The sequence below is a fragment of the Blastococcus xanthinilyticus genome (assembly GCF_008124835.1).
Lineage (GTDB): Bacteria > Actinomycetota > Actinomycetes > Mycobacteriales > Geodermatophilaceae > Blastococcus > Blastococcus xanthinilyticus.
This window is the reverse complement of sequence record NZ_VNHW01000003.1, coordinates 234337-250678: the sequence shown is the minus strand read 5'-3', so window position 1 is coordinate 250678 and position 16342 is coordinate 234337. Positions and strand designations below refer to the sequence as shown.

Annotated in this window: 18 protein-coding genes and 1 tRNA gene; 9 read left to right on the top strand and 10 right to left on the bottom strand. The window is 73.4% G+C overall.

What is annotated here, in order from left to right; genetic code table 11:
- The first annotated feature begins 4 nt into the window (after nt 1-4).
- On the top strand, nt 5-985 hold the full coding sequence (locus BD833_RS06360; RefSeq protein ID WP_166532278.1) for an aldo/keto reductase: 981 nt from the start codon (nt 5-7) through the stop codon (nt 983-985).
- The gene (locus BD833_RS06355) at nt 982-2952 is read left to right on the top strand and encodes an AAA family ATPase (RefSeq protein WP_166532277.1); all 1971 of its coding nucleotides are present in this window, start codon (nt 982-984) and stop codon (nt 2950-2952) included. Before BD833_RS06360 ends, BD833_RS06355 begins: the two co-directional genes overlap by 4 nt.
- Nucleotides 2953-2954: 2 nt before the next feature.
- On the opposite strand, the gene BD833_RS06350 is transcribed toward BD833_RS06355, so the two are convergent.
- The 3 genes from BD833_RS06350 to BD833_RS06340 form a co-directional block, all read right to left on the bottom strand.
- A complete protein-coding gene (locus BD833_RS06350; RefSeq protein ID WP_243737481.1) occupies nt 2955-3725 on the bottom strand; it encodes a DUF2470 domain-containing protein in 771 nt (256 codons plus the stop codon).
- A 119-nt stretch (nt 3726-3844) separates the two neighbouring features.
- Nucleotides 3845-4156, bottom strand: a complete 312-nt coding sequence (locus BD833_RS06345; RefSeq protein ID WP_166532275.1) for a hypothetical protein — start codon at nt 4154-4156, stop codon at nt 3845-3847.
- Nucleotides 4157-4358: 202 nt separating this feature from the next.
- Complete coding sequence (locus tag BD833_RS06340; RefSeq protein WP_166532274.1) at nt 4359-4631, bottom strand: hypothetical protein; 273 nt, start codon at nt 4629-4631, stop codon at nt 4359-4361.
- A gap of 135 nt (nt 4632-4766) precedes the next feature.
- On the opposite strand from BD833_RS06340, the gene BD833_RS06335 reads away from it, so the two are divergent.
- Nucleotides 4767-4970 carry a DUF5703 family protein gene (locus tag BD833_RS06335; RefSeq protein WP_166532273.1) on the top strand — a complete coding sequence of 68 codons (204 nt, stop codon included), beginning with the start codon at nt 4767-4769 and terminating at the stop codon, nt 4968-4970.
- Here the strand turns inward: BD833_RS06335 and BD833_RS06330 are convergent.
- Together BD833_RS06330 and BD833_RS06325 are read right to left on the bottom strand one after the other, a co-directional pair.
- The gene (locus tag BD833_RS06330; RefSeq protein WP_166532272.1) at nt 4967-5785 is read right to left on the bottom strand and encodes a pentapeptide repeat-containing protein; all 819 of its coding nucleotides are present in this window, start codon (nt 5783-5785) and stop codon (nt 4967-4969) included. The genes BD833_RS06335 and BD833_RS06330 overlap by 4 nt on opposite strands.
- A gap of 40 nt (nt 5786-5825) precedes the next feature.
- Complete coding sequence (locus BD833_RS06325) at nt 5826-6782, bottom strand: NADPH:quinone oxidoreductase family protein (RefSeq protein ID WP_166532271.1); 957 nt, start codon at nt 6780-6782, stop codon at nt 5826-5828.
- 120 nt (nt 6783-6902) lie between these two features.
- Between BD833_RS06325 and BD833_RS06320 the strand changes: the two genes are divergently transcribed.
- The gene (locus BD833_RS06320) at nt 6903-7466 is read left to right on the top strand and encodes a class I SAM-dependent methyltransferase (protein WP_166532270.1); all 564 of its coding nucleotides are present in this window, start codon (nt 6903-6905) and stop codon (nt 7464-7466) included.
- Between the two features lie 3 nt (nt 7467-7469).
- Here BD833_RS06320 and BD833_RS06315 read toward each other — a convergent pair whose 3' ends face one another.
- The 3 genes from BD833_RS06315 to BD833_RS06305 all read right to left on the bottom strand — a co-directional run bounded on the left by BD833_RS06315 (nt 7470) and on the right by BD833_RS06305 (nt 10089).
- Complete coding sequence (locus BD833_RS06315; RefSeq protein WP_166532269.1) at nt 7470-8273, bottom strand: SDR family oxidoreductase; 804 nt, start codon at nt 8271-8273, stop codon at nt 7470-7472.
- Between the two features lie 46 nt (nt 8274-8319).
- Nucleotides 8320-8700 (bottom strand): VOC family protein, encoded by a 381-nt coding sequence (locus tag BD833_RS06310; protein WP_166532268.1) that lies wholly within the window; start codon nt 8698-8700, stop codon nt 8320-8322.
- Between the two features lie 63 nt (nt 8701-8763).
- A complete protein-coding gene (locus BD833_RS06305) occupies nt 8764-10089 on the bottom strand; it encodes a M20/M25/M40 family metallo-hydrolase (RefSeq protein WP_166532267.1) in 1326 nt (441 codons plus the stop codon).
- 95 nt (nt 10090-10184) lie between these two features.
- Between BD833_RS06305 and BD833_RS06300 the strand changes: the two genes are divergently transcribed.
- On the top strand, nt 10185-11216 hold the full coding sequence (locus tag BD833_RS06300) for a GGDEF domain-containing protein (protein ID WP_243737505.1): 1032 nt from the start codon (nt 10185-10187) through the stop codon (nt 11214-11216).
- 68 nt (nt 11217-11284) lie between these two features.
- Nucleotides 11285-11372: transfer RNA gene (locus BD833_RS06295), tRNA-Leu, on the top strand.
- Nucleotides 11373-11400: 28 nt separating this feature from the next.
- Here the strand turns inward: BD833_RS06295 and BD833_RS06290 are convergent.
- Both BD833_RS06290 and BD833_RS06285 read right to left on the bottom strand, forming a co-directional pair.
- Nucleotides 11401-11823 (bottom strand): PIN domain-containing protein, encoded by a 423-nt coding sequence (locus BD833_RS06290; protein WP_166532266.1) that lies wholly within the window; start codon nt 11821-11823, stop codon nt 11401-11403.
- The gene (locus tag BD833_RS06285; RefSeq protein ID WP_166532265.1) at nt 11814-12020 is read right to left on the bottom strand and encodes a DUF2191 domain-containing protein; all 207 of its coding nucleotides are present in this window, start codon (nt 12018-12020) and stop codon (nt 11814-11816) included. Before BD833_RS06285 ends, BD833_RS06290 begins: the two co-directional genes overlap by 10 nt.
- 216 nt (nt 12021-12236) lie before the next feature.
- On the opposite strand from BD833_RS06285, the gene BD833_RS06280 reads away from it, so the two are divergent.
- The 3 genes from BD833_RS06280 (at nt 12237) to BD833_RS06270 (ending at nt 15642) form a co-directional block, all read left to right on the top strand.
- Nucleotides 12237-13142 (top strand): hypothetical protein, encoded by a 906-nt coding sequence (locus BD833_RS06280; RefSeq protein WP_166532264.1) that lies wholly within the window; start codon nt 12237-12239, stop codon nt 13140-13142.
- A 506-nt stretch (nt 13143-13648) separates the two neighbouring features.
- Nucleotides 13649-14200 carry a hypothetical protein gene (locus tag BD833_RS06275; RefSeq protein WP_166532263.1) on the top strand — a complete coding sequence of 184 codons (552 nt, stop codon included), beginning with the start codon at nt 13649-13651 and terminating at the stop codon, nt 14198-14200.
- Nucleotides 14201-14709: 509 nt separating this feature from the next.
- Entirely contained in the window at nt 14710-15642 is a 933-nt protein-coding gene (locus BD833_RS06270; RefSeq protein WP_166532262.1) for an alpha/beta hydrolase, read from the top strand.
- The last annotated feature ends 700 nt before the right edge of the window (nt 15643-16342 follow it).

Here is a 16342-nt window from a genome sequence, read left to right as displayed (position 1 = left end):
GGTCGTGGAGCAACGGGCGTTGGGGCGCAGCGGACTGGTCGTGTCCCGGCTCGCGCTGGGGACGATGACCTGGGGCCGCGACACCGACGAGGACGAGGCAGCGATGCAGCTGACCGCCTTCGTCGACGCCGGCGGCACCCTGGTCGACACCGCCGACGTCTACTGCGACGGCGAGAGCGAGCGGGTGCTGGGGCACCTGCTGGCCGACGTCGTGCCCCGGACCGACGTGCTGGTCGCGACCAAGGCCGTCGGCCGGACCGGGCCGGGGCCGATGGGCCGCGGCGCGTCCCGCGGCCACCTGATCTCGGCCCTCGACGCCTCGCTCGAGCGGCTGGGCCTGGACCACGTCGACCTCTGGCAGCTGCACGCCTGGGACGACGCCACGCCGCTGGAGGAGACGCTGGCCGCCTGCGACCTGGCCGTGAGCTCCGGCCGCGCCCGCTACATCGGGATTAGCAACTTCACCGGCTGGCAGACCGCGCAGGCCGCCACCTGGCAGAAGGCCTGGCCGGGTCGCACGCCGCTGGTGAGCACCCAGGTCGAGTACTCGCTGCTCCAGCGCGGCGTCGAGCGCGAGGTCGTGCCCGCCGTGGAGGCACTGGGCCTCGGGCTGCTGGCGTGGTCGCCGCTGGGCCGCGGGATCCTCACCGGCAAGTACCGGCACAGCACGCCGTCGGAGTCCCGGGGCGCCTCCCCGCAGTGGCAGGGCTTCATCGACGGGCTCCGGTCGGCGAAGTCCGACCGGATCGTCGAGGCGGTGATCACCGCGGCCGAGGGGCTGGGCACCAGCCCGCTCGCCGTCGCGCTGGCCTGGGTGCGCGACCGGCCCGGCGTCGTCGCCCCCGTGGTGGGCGCCCGGACGGCCGGCCAGCTCCAGGCCTCCCTGGACGCCGACGGCGTGCGGCTCCCCGCGGCCATCCGCACCGCGCTCGAGGACGTCTCGGCGCCCCCGTTCACCTACCCCGAGCGGCGGTCGGACCGGTGACGCCCGAAGCGCCCACCCCCGGCCCGGACCTGGTCTTCGCCGCGTTCTGCACCGCGGGCCTGTGGCCCGGGCTCGGCAAGCGCACCGCCGCCGACCTCCCGGCCGCCGGCATCACCACCCCGGACGACGTCACGGCCGACCGGCTGGTGAAGCTGCCCCGGGTCGGCCGGCAGCGGGCCGAGCGGCTGTTCTCCAGCTTCCTGGCCGCCGCCCCGACCTACGAGGTCGTCGAGATGCTGGTGGCGGCCGGGCTGCCGGCCAAGCTCGCGTCCGGGGTCGCCGACGGGCTGGGACCCGACGCCGCACGCCGGCTGCGCGACGACCCGTGGGCGCTGCTCGGGCTGCCCGCGGTGGCCCTTGCCGACGCCGACCGGCTGGCCATCGCCGTCCTCAAGGGCGCCGACCGGCAGGACACCCGCCGCGGCCGGGCGATCGTCGGGCTGACGCTGCGCACCGCCACCCGGGACGGGCACACCGTGCTGCCGGTCGACCTGGTCGTGGCGGCGCTGCGGGCCGAGGGCATCGGCGACCCGGTGGCCGCGGTGGTGGCCGCCGTCGACTCCGGCGAGGTGCTGGAGCACGAGCCCCCCGAGCCGGAGGTCGACGAGGACCGGGTGGGCGGGGAAGACGGCGCAGAGCTGCCCGAACCGGATCCGGCGCTCCGGACGCTCTCGCTGGCCCGGTTCGGCATGGCCGAGGAGGCGGTGGCCGAGGGCGTCGCCCGGCTGGCGGCCTCCGCCGAGCGGATCGCCGACCCGGCGTCGGTGCGGTCGGTGGCCCAGGGCCTGGACGAGGCGCAGAAGCAGGCGGTCGCCCAGGTGCTCACCGCCGGCGTCAGCCTGCTCACCGGTGGGCCGGGTACCGGGAAGAGCCGCACGGTCGCCGCCGTGGTGAAGCTGCTGCGGGCCAAGGGCGCCGACGTCGCACTGGCCGCTCCGACCGGCCGGGCGGCCAAGCGGCTGGAGGAGCTCACCGACCACCCGGCGGTGACGGTGCACCGGCTGCTGGGCGCCCAGGGTGCCTCGGGTGGCTTCGCCCGCACCGAGGAGTGGCCGCTGGACGCCGACGTCGTCGTGGTCGACGAGGCCTCGATGCTGGACGTGGAGCTGACCGCCGCGCTGCTGGAGGCCTGCCCGGACGGCACGCACCTGCTGCTGGTGGGCGACCCGGCGCAGCTGCCCTCGATCGGCCCCGGGCACGTGCTCGGCGACCTGATCGACTCCGGCGCCGTCCCGGTGACCGAGCTGACCACCCTCTACCGGCAGGCCGAGGGCGGGGCGATCGCCCGGCTCGCCTCGGGCGTGCGCGGCGGGGAGCTGCCGCCGGTGGACTCCCCCGACCGCGAGGTGGTGGTGGTGCCCGCCACGGGCAGCGCGGAGGCCGCCCGCCGGGTGGTGCAGCTGGTCACCGACTCCATCCCCCGGGCGCTGGGCATCGAGCCGGGGGCGGTGCAGGTGGTGACGCCGGTGCACCGCGGGCCGGCCGGCACCATCGAGCTGAACAAGGCGCTCAAGGCGAAGCTGAACCCCGGCGATGGCGCGGTGTTCGGCTTCGACCCCGGCGACCGCGTGGTCGCGACCGCCAACCACATGGACCTGGAGCCGACCGGCTTCGCCAACGGCGAGGTCGGCGTGGTCACCAAGACCGGCGACGGGTCGATGGACGTCGCCTTCGCCTCGGGGCCGGTCACGGTCTCCGGGCAGGCGCTGTTCGACCTCCGGCACGGCTGGGCGATCACCGTGCACCGGGCGCAGGGCTCGGAGTGGCCCGGCGTCGTGGTCGTGCTGCCGCCCGAGGCCGGGGGGATGCTCTCCCGGCCGCTGGTCTACACCGCCCTGACCCGCGCCCAGCGGCACCTGTCGATCGTGCACGCGAGCGGCGGGGCGCTGGCCCGGGCGGTGCGCGACGTCGACGTCCGGCCGCGCCGCACCCGGCTCGCCGAGCTGCTGCGCGAGATTCCCGGCTGAACTCAGCCGCGCGCGGCCCGGGCGGCGCAGAGCACCCGGGCGACCGCCGGGCCGAGCTGGCCGGCGCAGGTGAGCGGCCGCGGAAAGGGCACCCGGACGTCGACGTGCCCGAACCGCCGCTCCACCCGCAGCCGGAAGCCGAACCGGTCCAGGGCCAGCGGCCGGAGCACGTCGCCGGGGCCGAGCAGGCCGGCCGGGAGGCGGCCGGCCAGGAGGGCGAGCACGTCGGCGTGGTCGGCGGCCAGGTGCGTGAGGTGCTCGGCCTCGATGCCGGCCAGCGGGTCGGGACGGGCGGCCAGGAACTCCTGCAGCCCGACGTCGGCGGCCGCGCCGGCCTCGCCCAGCACCACCTCCGCCAGGTCCAGGCGCAGCAGCTCGGCGGTGCGCCCGACGTCGAGCAGCGACGGGTCGGGGCGCTGCTCGGCGAAGGCGAGGACGGCGGTCCGCCGGTCGGCCGGCCGGACGGGGGTGGCCCAGCCCGAGAGCCACAGCTGCGCCCGGACCGGGCAGCGCAGCGGCACCGGCGCGTGGTCGCTCACCATCAGCAGGGTGGAGAGGTCCTGGCCGGGCGCGGCGCGCACCGCGGTGGCGAGGTCTCCGTCGCGGGACACGACGAGCAGCACCTGGCCGTCGCGGGTGACGGTGTGCGCGAGCACCCGCCCGCCCTGGATGCCGGGGGCGCACACCGTCGCCGCCGGGCGGGTGGCGACGGTGCGGGCGCGCTCGGCGGCGTCCGGGCCGACGGCGACCGGCTCGGGGCGGCGCTCCGGCACAGGAGGGTTCGGCGGCACGGGGTGGCCTGGGGGCACTGGGTGGCTCGGGCTGCTCGGCATGACCCCTCCTCGGGTAGTTAGGGCAGCCTAACCACACCGGGCGGTGGTGAGAAGAGCCGTCAGCTCGCCGGACCCGCCGTCCGGCGGCGCTGCCGCGCCAGGTGCAGGAGCAGCAGGCCGACGCCCGGCACCAGCAGCGGCCAGGCGCCCGCGGTCGTCGCTGCGCCCTGCACCAGCACGGCGAGGGTGGCGAGCAGGGCCCCGGCGGCCAGGCCCAGGAGCACCCCGCGGCTGAACCGGGCGGTCGTGGACGTCCGCGGGGTGGCATCGAACGCCACCGACGGCGGGACCCCGGCGGCCCGCGCCCAGCGCTCGGCCGCGGCCCGCACCTCCGCATCGGTCGAAGCCCGGCCGTGCTCGTCCGCCGTCACCGCCGGCCACCTCCCCGTCGCGTCGTCCGTCGTCCCACCCTGCCCCCGCCCCGGCGGGCCGGCAGGCCGGAACCGCGGCTTTCACCCACCCGGCGGACCCGTGCGGCCGGCGGCGGGACGGGAGACGACGAGGCCCGGGAACGGCGACGGGGCCCGGCGGATGCACCGCCGGGCCCCGTCGCGAGCCGCTGCCGATCCGGGGTCACTCCCCCGGCTGGTCGTCCTCGATCGGGACGTCGGTCTCCTGCTCCAGCACGTCGGCGTCGTCGGCCTCCCGGTAGCCCACCGGTCCGCGGGGGCCACCGGCCTCGCCGGGGCGGGCGGACAGCTGCTGCTCGAGCGCGTCGGCCTCGGGCACGTCCTCCGCCGGCGGCGTGGCCTCCGCGGTGCGGACCACGGCGGGCGGGTCGAGGAGCGCCTCCTGCTCCGCGCGGTCGGCGTCGGGCACGTCGCTCGTGGAACCGGGCTGGGTCACGTCGTCCTCCCTTTGTGCAGGCGGTTCGGTCGGTCCCCATCGTGCCGTCCCGGCGACGACCCGGCAGGGCGGGCGGGTGTGAGGGAGGCGACGACGACGTGACCGGAGCGGGAACGGCAGGCACAATCGCTCGGGATGAACACCGCTGGGGACTACGAGTTCGCGCCGATGCGGATCCCGCCGGGTACCTCCCGGTCCGCCGCCGCCACCATGCTGAGCCTCCAGTCCGACGTCGGCGGCTGGGAGCTGGCCCGCCTCCAGCTGCACGCCGACGGCACCCGCAAGGTGATCCTGCGGCGCCGCGCGCGGCTGTCCTACCTGCCCAAGCCGGTCATCTAGCCCCAGTGCGCCGGGCGGTGCACCGCCGCCGGGATCCGCGTCGCCGCATCCCCCCGGGCCGCCGACACCTGCGGCTGGGTGAGGAACAGGCAGCGGCCGAGGTCGGCGCCCCGGACGTCGGCGGCGCGCAGATCGGCGCCGAGCAGGTCCGCCGCCCCCAGGTCGACGCCCCGGAGGTCGGCGCCGATGAGGTAGGCGCCGCGCAACCCGGCGTCCCGCAGATCCGTCCGGCGCAGGTCGCGGCCCATGAGGTCTGCCCCGCGCCGGTCCCGCCCCCGCCCGCGGACCCGGTCGCTGACCCGGCCCAGGAGCTCGCCCACCGCGGCCCGCAGCGCTCCGACGTCGAGGCCGGTCAGCTCGTCGGCGGTGCCGCGGGTCAGCGCCTCGACGTCGTCCCGCAGCCGCGCGGCCTCGCCGGCCAGCGCACCGGCCGCGGGCAGCGCCCGCGCCTCGGTGAGGTACCAGAGCATCTCGTGCAGCTGGCGCATCACCGGCAGGACGGCGAACTGCGCCCGGGCCAGCTCCGGCGTCTCCCGCCAGCTGCGGCCGCCGAAGGTCTGCTGGGTGATCCGCTGCCCGGCGCCGAAGCAGTCGAACACCGTGCAGCCGGGGAACCCCTCGTCGCGCAGCCGGTCGTGGATGCCGCAGCGGAAGTCGTCGGCCAGGTGCCGGCAGGGCGTGCCCGCCGGCTTGTCGATTGCGAAGTCCGCCGAGGCGGCGAACGCCGGCGCCACGCAGCAGAGCCCGGCGCACCGCGAGCAGTCCGCCCGCAGGTGCGACCGGTCGTCGATCACGGGGAGCGGGTCGGAGGGCATGGCGGGACCAGGCTAGGCCGGGTCCCGCCGGGCCCCGGCCTCAGGGGACGAGCACGACCTTGCCGACGGTCTCGCGGGAGGCCAGCCGGGCCAGCGCCTGCGGGGCCTCCTCGAGCGGGTGCACCGCGCCGACCAGCGGGTCGACGTGCCCGTCGGCGACCAGCCGGGTCAGCTGCTCGTGGACCATGCCGAAGACCGCCGGGTCGTGCTTGCGGTAGAGCCCCCAGTGCAGCCCGACGACGCTGTAGTTCTTGACCAGCAGGTGGTTCGCCCGGGCCTCGGGGATCCGGCCGCTGGTGAACCCGACGACCACGATCCGCCCCTCGAAGGCGATGCACTTGGTGCTCTTGTCGAAGACGTCGCCGCCGACCGGGTCGTAGACGATGTCCGCCCCGTGCCCGCCGGTGACCTCCTTGACGATGGGGACGAAGTCCTCGGTCGTGTAGTCGACGACGTGGTCGGCACCGAGGTCGGTGCACACCTGCGTCTTGCGGGAGCCGCCCGCGGTGGCGATGACCTTCGCGCCGGCGGCCTTCGCCAGCTGGATCGCCGCCGTCCCGACGCCGCCGGCCCCGGCGTGCACGAGCACCCAGTCGCCCGCGGCGATGCCGGCCCGGCGGTGCAGGCCGACGTAGCCGGTCTGGTAGGTCAGGTAGAGCGCGGCGGCCTTCTCGTCGGAGAGCCCCTCGGGCGCGGGGAACGCAGCGGCGGCGTCCATGAGCGCGTACTCGGCGAAGGCGCCCGGGCCGCCGGCCGGCGAGCCGATGACCCGCTGCCCGGTGCCCACGATCTCGCCGCACAGCTCCACACCCGGGGTGTAGGGCAGCGGCGGCTTCTCCTGGTACGTGCCCATCGCCATGAGCACGTCGGGGAAGTTGAGGGCCGCGGCCCGCACCTTCACCAGCACCTGGCCCTCACCGGGGGTGGGCTGCTCGACCTCGTCGAGGCTCATCACCTTCGAGGGATCACCGAGTTCGTGGACCCGCCATGCACGCATGCCCCGACCTTGCCAGACACCCCGTGACCGCCGTCACGGGGGCCGCTTGGCCCGGGTGGCGTCGGCGTGCCAGGGTGCGCAGCGGTGGCTGTCCTCCCGGCGGCCCCGGGAGGGGAACCGATGATCGAGCACGTGACCGACCGGCTGCGCTTCCTGGGCGCGTTCCTGGCCCACCCGCGACAGGTCGGCGCGGTGCTGCCCACCTCGCGCGCGGCGGTCCGCGACATGCTGGACATGGCCGACGTGCCGGCCGCCGGCCTGGTCGTCGAGCTGGGGGCGGGCACCGGGGCGCAGACCCAGGAGATCCTGGCCCGCCTGCGACCCGGGGCGCGGTTGATCACGCTGGAGATCGACCCCCGGCTGGCGAAGCTGCTCGACGAGCGCTTCGACGATCCGCGCGTGCAGGTGGTCTGCGACTCCGCGGAGAACCTCAGCGCCCACCTGGGCGACGCGCGCGCCGACGTCGTCGTGTCCGCGCTGCCCTACACCTCGCTGGAGCCCGGCCTGCGGCGGCGGATACTGGACGTGCTGCCCGGGGCGGTCGCCCCCAGCGGCACCACCGTGGTCATCCAGTACTCGCCGCTGCTGCTGCCGGAGCTGCGGAAGCGGTTCGCCTCGGTGCGCTGGCGGATCACGCCGTGGAACGTCCCGCCGGCGTTCCTCTTCGCCTGCCGGCAGGACTGAGCCTCAGCGCATCGACGGCGGGCGCAGCGCCTCGGGGACGACGGCGGTCTCGCCGCTCGCGGTCTTCGCCGACGGGACGCCCTTGAACCTGTAGGGCACCGTGCCCACACCCGGCTGGATGACGTAGGCGGCGCCGGGCTCGGCCGACGTCCAGGCCATGACCATGGCGTCGGCGACCTCCTCGGCGGTGAGCACCGGGAAGTTCGCGGCGGTGAACTGGTCGCGGATCCGGTCGATGATCGCGGTGTCGGCGAAGCCCGGGCAGATGGCCGAGATGGTGATGCCCTCGCGCTGCAGCCGGGGGGCCATGGAGCGGGCGAACGCGATGGCGCCACCCTTGGCCACGCTGTAGCCGGGGTCGCCGGCCATCGGCGACAGGCCGGCCAGCGACGCCGTCACCACGATCGCCCCTCCCCCGGCCCGCTTGATCGCCGGGCGGGCCGCCTCGGCTCCGTAGACGACGCCGAAGAGGTCGATCTGGACGACCCGCATGAACTCGTCCATGTCGAGGGCGTCGTCGCTCTTGGCCGCCGAGATGCCGGCGTTGAGGTAGGCGGCGTCCAGCCGGCCGTGCTCGGCCTCCACCTGGGCGACGACCGCCTCGTTGGCGGCGCGGTCGGTGACGTCGAGGACGACGAACGGGCAGCCGAGGTCGGCGGCCACCTGCCGGTTGCGCTCGCTGTCGAGGTCGGCGAGCACCGGGGTGACGTCGAGGGCCCGCAGCTTGGTGGCGAGAGCGCGGCCGAAGCCACCGGTCCCTCCCGTGATCAGAGCGACGGAACCGGCGGCAGGTGTGGGAGTCGTCACGGTCGCATCACACCACGTGCCCCGTCCCGGAGGGTGGCCGCGGGGCTCAGAACGGCCCCGGGCGCTCCGGCTGGAAGAAGGTGAGCGCGTTGCCGTCGGCGTCCAGGGCGGTGAACTCCCGGCCCCACGGGCCGTCGTCCAGGCCGCCGTTCGGGTGCACCACCCCACCCGCACGCAGCTCGTCGTGCAGCGCTGCCACGTCGGCGACCGCGATCCGGCACGAGCCGCTCCCCGCCAGGTGCGGCTCGGCTCCCGCCACGCCCGGCGAGTCGGCCGGCCACAGGTGCAGCTCCACCCGGTCGCGGGTGACGACGCCGTAGTCGGCGTCGACGTAGCCGGCGGTGAAGCCCAACCGGGCCACGAGGTGCTCGACCGACCGCCGGATGTCGCGGACCGGCAGGGCGGGCACCGCGCTGAGCAGGGTCATCGGGCACCTCCGTGGGGTCCGGCGCTCTGCACAGCCTTCCACCCGCGGACCGCGACGCGGCGGTCAGCTGGCGCGCAGGAAGCGGTCGAGCACCCGGATGCCGAAGCGCAGCGACTCGACCGGCACCCGCTCGTCGATGCCGTGGAACAGCGAGGCGAAGTCCAGGTCCGGCGGCAGCCGCAGCGGGGAGAACCCGAAGCACCGCATGCCCAGGCGCTGGAAGCTCTTGGCGTCGGTGCCACCGCTCATCGTGAACGGCACCGGCCGGGCGCCGTCGTCCTCGGCCTTGAGCGCGGCGACCATCGAGTCGACCAGCGCACCGTCGAACGTCGTCTCCACCGCCTGGTCGTGCACCAGCCACTCGCGCTGCACGCCCTCGCCGATCAGCGCGGCGAGCTGGCGTTCGAACTCCTCCTCCTGGCCGTAGAGGAAGCGGCCGTCGACGGTGGCGCTGGCGCTGCCGGGGATGACGTTGGCCTTGTAGCCGGCGTCGAGCATCGTGGGGTTGGCGGTGTTGCGCAGCGCCGCGCCGATCATCCGGCTGATGCTGCCCAGCCGCGCCAGGGCGAGCTCGGGCTCGGCCGGGTCGATCTCGACGCCGTAGGCGTCCTCGATCGCGGCGATGAACTGCCGCATGGGCGGGGTGAGGGTGAGCGGGAAGCGGTGCGCGCCCACGCGGGCAACGGCCTCGCACAGCCGGGTGACGGCGTTGTCGTCGTGCTCGAAGGAGCCGTGGCCGGGCCGGCCGGCGGCGGTCAGCCGCATCCAGGCCAGCCCCTTCTCCGCGGTCTGGACCAGGTAGAGGCGCAGGTCGTCGCGGACGGTGATGCTGAAGCCGCCGACCTCGCTGATCGCCTCGGTGCAGCCCTCGAAGAGATCGGCGTGCTCGTCGACCAGGAAGTGCGCGCCCAGCTTGCCGCCGGCCTCCTCGTCGGCCACGTAGGCCAGCACGATGTCGCGCGGCGGCTGGACGCCGGTGCGGGCCCAGTCGCGCACCAGCGCCAGGACCATCGCGTCCATGTCCTTCATGTCCACCGCGCCCCGGCCCCAGATGTAGCCGTCGCGCTCCTCGCCGGAGAACGGGTGCACGCTCCACTCGGCCGGATCGGCGGGGACGACGTCGAGGTGGCCGTGCACCAGGAGGGCGGGGCGGCTGCGGTCGGCGCCCGGGATGCGGGCGACCAGGCTGGCCCGGCCGCGCTCGGACTCGAAGATCTGCGACCCGATGCCGACCTCGTCGAGCTTGCCGGCGACCCACTCGGCGGCGGCCCGCTCCCCCGCGCCGGTGGCCGTGCTGCCGGTGTTGGTGGTGTCGATCCGGATCAGGTCCGACAGCAGCTCGGCCACCTCGGCCTGGGCGCCGGCGAGCGGTGCGGGGGTCTCGGCCATGCACCCGATCGTGCCGCAACGCCAGGACACCTGCCCCCCACGGGTGAATAGGCCTACAGCAGCCGCTCTCCGCCGTCGATGATCCGGGCGTGAGGATGACGCGCGCGCTGCGCGCCCACGAGCCCCGGGGAGCCGGGCACAGCGCCGCCCTCATCCTCGTCGTGACCGCGTTCGCGCTGCTGGTGCTGCCGCTGTTCGGCGTCCCCATGGGGGGCGTGGGCACCAAGCTGATCCACTTCGGCGGCGTGGTCGCCCTGCTCGGAGCCGCCGCGGCCTGCCACGTGCTGCCCGACGAGCTGCTCGAGCGCTGGCACGTCGTGCCGGCCATCGCCCTGGCCGGCATCGCGCTGATCGGGACGCTCAACACGCTCACCGGCGACGCCTCCGCCGGCTCCCAGGCGTTCTACGCCTTCCCCGTGCTGTGGGTGGCGATCCATCTGCGGACGCCGGCCGTGGTCCTGGTGACGGCGAGCGCGCTGCTCACCGACCTGGTCACCCTGCTCATCCTGCTGCCGACGGCCGCGGCGCTGGCCGACTTCATCTTCTTCGGCGCCGTGCTCGCCGTCATCGCCACGCTGCTGGTCCGGGCCAACCGCACCCAGGCGCTCCTCGTCGAGGCCCTGCAGCGGCAGGTGACCATCGACTCGCTGACCGGCCTGGCGACCCGGCGGGCGTTCGACGAGGCGCTGGAGACGGCGCTGCACCACCCGGTGCCCGGCGGCACCTCGCTGGTGCTCATCGACGTCGACTCGTTCAAGTCGATCAACGACAACCACGGGCACCCGGTGGGCGACGACGTGCTGGTGCACCTCGCGCGGGTGCTCCGCGGCCGGATCCGGGCGGAGGACGCCGTCCTGTCCCGGCTGGGCGGCGACGAGCTCGCCGTCCTCCTGCCCGGGTGCGCGGTGGACGTCGCCGCCCGGCGCGCCGAGGAGCTGCTGCACGCGGTGCGCGCCGAGCCGCTCGTGCTCCCCGACGGCACCCTGCTGTCGCTATCGATCAGCCTGGGCGTGGCCCACCTCCCCCGGTTCTCGCGGGACCGCCGCGCGCTCTACACCTCGGCCGACGCGGCGCTCTACGACGCCAAGCGGGCCGGCCGTGGACGGGTCGCCCTGGCTCCCGCCTGACCCGCCACGGCGCCGCCGGGGGGTGCGTGATCAGCCCCCGGGGGTCAGGTAGTCTTCTCCTCGCACTCGTCCGGGTGGCGGAATGGCAGACGCGCTAGCTTGAGGTGCTAGTGCCCTTTATCGGGCGTGGGGGTTCAAGTCCCCCCTCGGACACCAGCTCATGCACACCTCTTGATGGGTGTCACTACACGATTCCTCGTGTCAGGACCCACCGGTGTTCGAAGTCGAGTACCTCGGCGGCGATCTCGAAGTCGCTGTCGTAGTGCAGGACCGTGACCCCGTGTTCCGCGGCAAGCACCGCCGTTAGCAGATCGGCGATACCCACCGCTCGATGCCGCCCGCTTCGGGCGAGCGTTCGCTGGGCGTCGAAGGCACGCTGCCAGTGAACGTCGTCGGTGGGCAGGTACTCGTACGCCTCTCGGCGGTCCGCACGCACCTGCTCGTACTCGGCCGGGCTGCGAGCGCTGTGGAGCGCCTCGGCATCGAGGGTGGCGCAAGTGGCGACCAGACCGCCGGTGATGAGCGGCTCCAATCGGTCCGCGACGGCAACCACGCGCATACGGGCCGCCGCGCTGGTGTCGATGAGAAACCGGGCGATCACCGCCACACGTCAGTCCGCTTCTCCGGATCGGCCAACGTCTCCAAGCCACCCTCTCGCAGCCAAGCAACCTGCCGCGCACGCGCGGCCGCGCTTGCTGCCTGCCACAGCGCGGCGCGGACCGTGTCCGACACCCCGCGGGTGTTCAGTTCCCTCTGCGCTCGAGCAAGCAGTTCGTCATCGAGGTCGATCAGGCGCTTGGTCATTGCACAACTCCCGGGCATATATGCCTATCGGCCCAGCAGCATATACACGCATGATCGCGTTGGCCACGCTCGCTTCGGGGGCTCATCGCAGTCGAGGGTGGTGCAGAGCGGCGGCGAGGAGCCGGCAGCGGAGCCGGGCCGAACTGCTCGCACTCAGATTTACCTGACCTGCGCTCGGTCTCCGACGGGCCCGTGATCGTCGTAGCGTTCGTGGTCATGAGCACCACCTCCGCCTCGCAGAACCTCGACCACGTCATTGCCGTCGCGACCCGCTACATCGAGCAGCATCTCGGGGAAGATCCGCTGCAGTGGCAGGAGGTCATCGACCACCTCAAGGCGGGCGGCTACACCGATGAGGCCACCGTGGCGGTCACGCGCGCCGTCCTGGACCTCGAACGCACCGACGTGATGTTCTACGCGCTCGAGGGAATGCGCCGCCCCCGCCCCGCTGACGCCGCACCCGCACCTCTCGACGAGGTCTCGAACGCCGTCCTGTCTCTGCAGTGGCCGTGCACCCGCAACGACCGACCGGGCGGCAGCCGGTCCATCTGGGAGGCGTTCGAGGAGCTCGGCGGCCGTCACCGGCACTGCGACGTCTACGAGGCCATGCACACCCTGCTGAAAGGTCACGAACTCAAGAGCAGCCGCGTGTACTGGCAGCGAACCGAGCTGCCATCACGCTTTGACACGGCTGGCCGCTTCGCTCAGCGGGCCGCAGCCGTCGCCGAGCAACCACCGGCTTCACCCGCCCGCCAGCAGCTGGAAGCGGACCTTGTCGCCGCGTACGTCGCAACACTCCCGCACCCCTACCTCCGAGAGCATCCCATCGGTGAACTGCGAGCCGACGTGTACGAGCCGACGGTCCGGCGCATCGTGGAGGCGAAAGCCGCCGCCGATGTCGTCACCGTCGCTCACGCGTGGGCTCAGGCAGCCGCCTACCGGTACGCGGCGAACACCTCCGCCCTCGACGACCGGATCACCGTCGAGTCCATCGCGGTCCTGCTCCCGGCCGCACCCACCGGGACCGCCCGCAGCTTCCTCGAGCATGTCGCCGCAGACAGCTTCGAGGTCGAGCTCATCTACCCCCACGGCGAGACGTTTCAGCACGAGCAACTCACCTGACCTGAGCGCCGACAACGGTCAGGTCAGCTGCGCCGGGAGCTCCCTGCACGACGGCGACCGCATACGGAGATTCCCCCGAAGCAAGGCCACAAGCACCACCTTGATCGCAGTACTCGGCTCCGGTGTTCCAGCAATGCTGACCGAGCTCCGCCGTCAGGTTCCGCAGCCTCACCAAGTACATCGCCAGACTTCTTCTCGAGATCGGGGGGCTCCGCCGCCCCCGACTACATCCTCATCTGCGATGAGCAGCTTTGGGACGGGACTGCTCGGATTCCGAGCAGGTCACCGAAGCGCGTCGAGGGGTGTGCGTATGTAGCGTGTCGCCCCTCGGCACAAGATGCCTGGCTCACGCCAGGACCGAACGCGACAGGGCGCCCACATCGTGGGCGCCCTGTCGTCGGTAACGAGCCAGTCTCACCGCCCCAGTCATCATCGACCTGCCGATCTGACGCGCCATCATCTGCGGGCAGGGCGTCGGGACGTCGCGGCATGGCGATACTGCAGCCGTGACCTCAGAGTTGGCAACCCTGCGCCTGGAGCCCGCTGTCGTGAAGCAGGTCTTCCATGACGGCAACGTCACGCGCCACCCCGAGTCGTGCTTCCTCGACCTGGTGGTCAACGGCCAGTCGCTGCGGTCGGTCGCGGCCACCCCGGGGCCGGACCTGGTGACGGAGCTGAACCGTCCGTGGCTGCCGGGCATCCCAGACGCGGTCGAGGGATTCATCGGTCGTCGTCCCAGCGAAGACCTCGCGCCTGGCCGACTGGCACTGCTGGTGTGCGTCGTGGACGGGGACCTGGGATGCGGGGCGCTCACCACCGCGCTCGGCCTCGGAGACACCGAGGTCTCGTGGTCGGACTTCCTCTGGGAGGACGGCATCTACGACCCCAGGCCGGTGAATCAGCTCGACCAGCCGATCATCTTCGACCGCAACCAGTACGAAACCGCCTTCGTCGATGCCCATGCGCGAGTGGCCGACTTCCCGTACGACGAGCTGGCCCACCACGGTCGCCGGTTCCTCTGGCCCTGGCAGTGGGGATGGAAGCTGCCGCGCGACTGACTGGCGGACACGTCGAACGCACGACCGCCACCATGCTCCGACACATGGCGCGCCCGTTGCACTCAGTGGACCGCTACCGGCCCCGCCTATGGTCACCCCAGCAAGCAGGTGTCCACGCAAGCGGGTCAACTCCACCGGGTTACGTGTGGGCACGACCGGCGGCGAGTAGCCCGGCCACGGGAACGACTTCGACGTACTCCAGGGTCACGAATTCCACGCCGTCGAGACCCCGCCACGTCACCCACCCGAGCGTGCTCACCCGCACGCTGCACGCGCACGTGATGATGGAGCGCAACGCCGGCGCGCTCGTCGGGTAGTGCCGTCCCGTACACCGTTATCTTCGCGCTCATGTACCTCGTCGTGGCGGGACCCGCCATCGCGCTGCTCGTGGCCGCGGAGCGATGAGCCGAGCGGGGAGCCCTGTGTCGAGCCCCGGCAGCAGCGACCAGAGGAAGGCTCGACGGCACCTTCCGGGGCGAAGCACCCGAGCGGCCGCGCTGCTCGTGCTGGTGGGGATCGTGCTGCCGGTGCTGGTCCACGCCTTTTCGGTGCAACCCGGCGCGCACATCGTCCGCGCGCTGTTCGAAGCCGACCACCTCACCGCCGGACCGTTCGCCGAGGAGGCCGCCGCGGTCGACGTCACCGAAGTCACCCTGCCCGGAACCCCCGCGGCCCGCCTGCGCCTCTCCGTGCCGCCCCACAGCGACGCGACGCTGCGGCCCGTCATCCTCTGGATGCACGGCGGTGGGTGGATCTCCGGCTCCCCCACCCAGATCGACGCCTACGCCCGCGTCCTGGCCGCCCAAGGCTTCACCGTTGCGAGCCTGGACTACACCGTCGCGCCGGACGCCCGGTACCCCGTCCCGGTCGAGCAGGCCAACTCGGCCCTCACCTACCTGCGGACCGAGGCCCCGCGGTTCGGCGGCGACCCGACCCAGATCTTCCTCGGCGGGGACTCCGCGGGTGCTCAGATCGCCAGCCAGGTCGCCGCACTGCAGACCAGCAGCACGTTGCGCGAGCGGATGCACCTCACCGCCGCCCTGGAATCGGAGCACCTGCGCGGAGTCATCCTGTTCTGCGGCTTCCACGACATGGACACCGTGATGCGCACCGGCTTTCCCGCGCTGCGGACCTTCGGCTGGGCGTACCTCGGCCGGCGCGACTGGGTGACCCACCCACGGATCGAGGAACTCTCCACGGTGCGCACGGCGACGAGCGACTACCCCGACGTCTACCTGACCGTCGGTGACGGCGATCCGTTCGAGGACCAGGCCTACGAGTTCGACGCCGTCCTGCGCGCCCGAGGCGTCGACGTCACCAGTCGCTACTGGACCGGTACCGGCGAGAACCTGCCGCATGAGTACCAGTTCGACCTGGACACCGCTCCCGGACAGACCGTCCTGGAGGACGTCGTCGCCTTCGTCGAGGCCAGGGCGACGTGAACCGGCGACTGCTCGGGCAGGTGCTCTTCTGGGCCACCATCACGACGGCGTCCGTGCTACTCGGAGCCGTCGTCTACGGCGCGCTCGTCTACTTCAACGTGTGAGCAGGCCTCAGCCCGCGTCCTTCGCATCCGAACCAGGACGTCCGGCCGACAAGCGACGTGCACGCCCGACGGACCGCGTCGCGGTGACTACGCGACCCTAGAGGTTCCGGTAGATCGCGGGTGGCATCTTCCATCGGGCTCCCGTCACGCGCGAACAGTCGCATCTGGAAGGCGGGTGTCCACCACCCGTCGACGACAACAGGCGACTCGTCGCAGTGGGTTGAGTCGTGTGCGTATGTAGCAAGTCGCCCCTCGGACACCAAGTTGAACCCCACGGTCTTCAGGCCGGTGGGGCTTCTCCTGTTTCTGACGCCGGCGCGTCCGCTGGACGCCTGAAGGACTTCATCGAACTCCGCTGGCCGTGGTCCTCGGACGGGTCTTGGTCATCCGCTCACTGGCAAGGGATCAGCCGAAGTGGGGGCGGCGCCAAGCGTCACCGCCAGGACCACGGCCAGGCCGCAGCAGACGTACCGGTTGGCGACCCCCTGCGAGAATCGTTACCGGACGGGGCATGCGGGACGTCCGCCGCACGGCGCACCGCCTGACCTGCGCCATTCCCGTAAGGCGTTCGTCTTGTGGGACGAACCGCCTCCGGG

Coding starts and splice junctions, on each gene's coding strand:
- BD833_RS06335 (WP_166532273.1), top strand. CDS start 4,767: ATGAACACCGCTGGGGACTACGAGTTCGCGCCGATGCGGATCCCGCCG.
- BD833_RS06330 (WP_166532272.1), bottom strand. CDS start 5,785: ATGCCCTCCGACCCGCTCCCCGTGATCGACGACCGGTCGCACCTGCGG.
- BD833_RS06325 (WP_166532271.1), bottom strand. CDS start 6,782: ATGCGTGCATGGCGGGTCCACGAACTCGGTGATCCCTCGAAGGTGATG.
- BD833_RS06320 (WP_166532270.1), top strand. CDS start 6,903: ATGATCGAGCACGTGACCGACCGGCTGCGCTTCCTGGGCGCGTTCCTG.
- BD833_RS06310 (WP_166532268.1), bottom strand. CDS start 8,700: ATGACCCTGCTCAGCGCGGTGCCCGCCCTGCCGGTCCGCGACATCCGG.
- BD833_RS06305 (WP_166532267.1), bottom strand. CDS start 10,089: ATGGCCGAGACCCCCGCACCGCTCGCCGGCGCCCAGGCCGAGGTGGCC.
- BD833_RS06300 (WP_243737505.1), top strand. CDS start 10,185: ATGACGCGCGCGCTGCGCGCCCACGAGCCCCGGGGAGCCGGGCACAGC.
- BD833_RS06285 (WP_166532265.1), bottom strand. CDS start 12,020: ATGACCAAGCGCCTGATCGACCTCGATGACGAACTGCTTGCTCGAGCG.
- BD833_RS06280 (WP_166532264.1), top strand. CDS start 12,237: ATGAGCACCACCTCCGCCTCGCAGAACCTCGACCACGTCATTGCCGTC.